Raw genomic sequence first — 3,185 nt, forward strand, 5'->3', positions numbered from 1 at the left:
TCTTCTTGCTGTTTTTTATAAAGCCGCCATACAATTCCATCTCGGTCATGTGTTCCGTATTCAGCTATATCACCATTAGCCATAGTGAGTCTTTCATAAATACTTATACCTTTTTCTTTTTTTATCCATTCATGAATATCACCATTTTCATATTTAGCTTTAGCTACTATATAACCATCGCTTACATTAGTTTTAGTTTCCGAAACCCTTCCATGATCGGGATATTTAAATGTTCCTCTAGGTTTTTTCTCAAATTTTTTCTTATTAATCGTATGCCAACCGACTATACATATTTCATGTTCACTATTATTTTTATCATGATAAACATATTTATATTTTTGCTCATAACCTTCGAGTATTTCTTGTGGTATATGTTTTTCAATGTTTCCATCATGATAAATATGATAAGTAACTATGCCTATTGATTTGATGTTGAAATACCCTACCATCGCCACGGGATGAATAAACCACGCCCTACCATCAGCACTAAGCGTAGCAGGTGGGGCTGAGTCTGTTGGGGTGGTTGTGGTATTGGTTGTCTCGCCATTTTCTGGAGGCGTGTTTTTGGGTTGATTCAACTTAGCTAAGCCTTTAGCAACATCATTCCACCATAACATTTTCTTGATTTTCTCTTTGGTTTTGTCCCAAGCCATGACTTTTTGTTCTAGCTTTTGTATTTGTGTATAAATTTCAAGTTGTTCTTTGCTCAACTTTTCCTGTGGGTTACTTTTATAATCTTCTGGGAACCTTTCAATTTTTCTGCTTAACGCTTCAAAACCTTTTTTTTCTGACTGTTGTTTGCTTGTTTCTAGCGTGTTGATATATGCATCCAGTTTTGCTTCGTCGCCTTCCGTTAAATAATCCAATATATTGTTGGCATTTTCTGTCATTTCACTATTTAACGCTTCCCATTTTGGCAATTTGCCTTCCGAATCCAGTTTGCCATACCATTCACTTTCATAATGGATTAACAGGCGACCCAGTGATGAGGCTAATATTGGCTTATTAATTATCCCGTTAAAGCTATTAATATCTATCTTCGCATATTTCTGATCGCTAGAATTGTATTGCTTGTCTAATATTGTTAATGTCTCTTTTATTGTTGGCGTGTATTGTTCAAGTGATGCATTATCCTTATTTCTGCTTAAGGTTTTTTTAGCACTCAGATAAATGTCTTTCAGGCTAGCATTTTCTTTAATTTGCTTAAAATCAAACCAATCCCAGCAACTCACTTTCTTCACACCTTCGCTTTCGGTTGATAGCCAACCAGGCGACATAGTGATATTTTTATCATCAAGGGCTTTTTCTATGTATATCCATAAGGTATCTTGCTCATCCACCGCTCGATGCTGGCGTGTTTTCACGTTATTATCACTCATATCAAGTAGGAGTGGTGTGCCAATATTATGATTGCTGCTCGTTAATTGGCTAGCTTGTAAGGGGTGTTTACTCCATGCCTCGGTGTCTGTGGCTAATTCGATTTCATTATTGTCTTCCTTCTTTATTAAGATATTCTATTAATCCCTCTTTCGTTGAAAATTCGCAGCGTTCTTCTGTTTCAAGATCATCCATACAACTGATTTTTGATATAAAAGCATCATCTCCTATAAAAAATAATGCTCTTAATATACCATCATCCTCTACATATAAAGGTAATTCTATAAAACGATACCTTATCGTTGGCCCTGTACCGTCTTTCAATAAAATGTAGATATATTTCCTACCGGATTTTTTTCCAGTAAATTCGAAGGCACTTACTACTTCACGATCTCCATATTGATATGAATAAAATTCTACTACTTTATATAATTCTCTATTATTATTAGTTAAAAAATAAACCTCTAAATTACGGCTTCCATCATCAAAAGTATTGCTAAGAAATAGAGCGGTGCCTTTCTTACCTTTATATTCAACATCAATTGGTGGATGAGCGATGTTATTATATTTAGGAAATCGATATTCTTCTGGAATAGTATCTAAATCCTCATAGGAATCGGCATAGGCATTTTGCCCTGTAAAAATTGAGCTTAATAATATAAACAACATTGTTTTAAACTTCATTGTAATGCCTCATTAAAAAGAAATAGAATTAAAATCTTTTATTTTTTATGATGTTATCAAAAAAACCCTTATCGATGAAGCATCTTTATACTTACATATTTGTGTGTTACCCAAATAATCAATACCACCATCAATACAGTTATCTAAACCAGCAATACTTATTCTATCTGTCTTAAAAGATTGGATATACAATCCGCCTTCTTCTTTTAAAACTGAAAATCGAACATTCGAATATAAAGTTTCCTCCCCCGATTTATTTTTTTGAAGAACAAATGTAACTATCCCCTAAAATAGTACAGCAAAAAAGTAGAAAATTCTCTATGATAAAAGAAAAGGGGATTTAATGATGAAAAAAATGACTGAACATCAAATCGTAGCTATTTTAAAAGAAGCTGAAGCGGGTATTCCCGTTAAAGAGCTGTGCCGTAAATATGGCATGGGTAATTCAACTTTTTATAAATGGCGGGAAAAATATGGCGGTATGGAAACGTCGGATATCAAACGCTTAAAGGAGCTTGAGGCTGAAAACCGCAAGCTTAAGCAGATGTTTGCCGAACTGAGCTTAAAATCTCAGCTTCAGGAAGAAATCATAAAAAAGCTTTAGTGCCCACAAAGGCACGTAAAACGTGGGCACAGCAACTACAACAAAATCATTCGGTTACTATTGTTATGAGTTGTGCTATTGTTGGCTTAAGCCGTTGTGCTTACTATTATCAATCTAAGTTACAGGATGATTCGGTTATTGTTTCAGTATTGAATGCTATCACAGATAGGCATTTACGCTGGGGCTTTCTTAAATGTTTTCATCGTATCAGAAAGCTCGGCTATCAATGGAATCATAAACGGGTATATCGGGTGTATTGTGAATTAAAGCTTAATCTCAGGGTAAAGCGTAAAAAACGCATTCCTCCACGATGTCCGGAAAGGTTATTAGTCCCCAATAAACAAGGTGAATGTTGGTCAATGGATTTTATGAGTGACAGTAGCCGTAATCAACGTCGCTTTAGAACATTCAATGTCATCGATGACTTTAATCGTGAGGCGTTAGGTATTGATATTGCAGTAAGCTTACCAGCAGGAAGGATTACCCGTTACTTAGATAAACTGGCCGAATATCATGGGTA

At 35.1% G+C, this 3,185-nt stretch carries 3 protein-coding genes and 1 pseudogene; 2 read left to right on the top strand and 2 right to left on the bottom strand.

Features of this window, described 5'->3' with window-relative positions:
• Both A9G28_RS13625 and A9G28_RS08960 read right to left on the bottom strand, forming a co-directional pair.
• Window positions 1–1,364, bottom strand: a pseudogene (locus tag A9G28_RS13625) (hypothetical protein); the annotation flags it as partial.
• Window positions 1,365–1,485: 121 nt separating this feature from the next.
• Window positions 1,486–2,061: a hypothetical protein gene (locus tag A9G28_RS08960; protein ID WP_065580447.1), complete on the bottom strand. Its 576-nt coding sequence runs from the start codon at window positions 2,059–2,061 to the stop codon at window positions 1,486–1,488.
• Window positions 2,062–2,404: 343 nt separating this feature from the next.
• Here A9G28_RS08960 and A9G28_RS08965 point away from each other — a divergent pair, with 343 nt between their 5' ends.
• Together A9G28_RS08965 and A9G28_RS08970 are read left to right on the top strand one after the other, a co-directional pair.
• A complete protein-coding gene (locus tag A9G28_RS08965) occupies window positions 2,405–2,665 on the top strand; it encodes a transposase (RefSeq protein ID WP_065574117.1) in 261 nt (86 codons plus the stop codon).
• Window positions 2,665–3,185, top strand: a 521-nt coding sequence (locus A9G28_RS08970; RefSeq protein ID WP_141674724.1) for an IS3 family transposase, incomplete at its 3' end; no start/stop codon positions are given. The genes A9G28_RS08965 and A9G28_RS08970, both read left to right, overlap by 1 nt.

The sequence above is a fragment of the Gilliamella sp. Fer1-1 genome (assembly GCF_001690825.1).
Lineage (GTDB): Bacteria > Pseudomonadota > Gammaproteobacteria > Enterobacterales > Orbaceae > Gilliamella > Gilliamella apicola_C.